We start from the raw sequence: 269 nt of genomic DNA, 5'->3' as shown, positions 1-269 counted from the left end.
TAGACCAAATAGAGCCAATGCAAAGTATTCTGGTGCATTAAATCGCAATGCGAAGTTTGCTAGCAGTGGAGCAATAGCGATGAAAACGATTGTACTGATCAACCCGCCCACAAACGAAGCGATTGCCGAGATACTCAGCGCTCTCGCCGCTTGGCCTTTGGCAGCCAGAGTATGCCCATCAAGCACCGTTGCGGCTGAGGCCGGAGTGCCTGGTGTTTTCAGCAAGATAGCGGCAATGGAACCACCATAGATACCACCGATGTAGACAC

General features: G+C 51.3%; 1 protein-coding gene. It reads right to left on the bottom strand.

Features of this window, described 5'->3' with window-relative positions; genetic code table 11:
- A partial coding sequence (locus AB4585_RS26825; RefSeq protein WP_372171780.1) for a tripartite tricarboxylate transporter permease occupies positions 1 to 269 on the bottom strand: 269 nt, incomplete at both ends.

This window comes from Vibrio sp. 10N.222.49.C9 (assembly GCF_041474985.1).
In the GTDB taxonomy this organism is placed as follows: Bacteria; Pseudomonadota; Gammaproteobacteria; order Enterobacterales; family Vibrionaceae; genus Vibrio; species Vibrio crassostreae_C.
The sequence above is the reverse complement of the archived record's forward strand: the minus strand, read 5'-3'. Positions and strand labels throughout refer to the sequence as shown.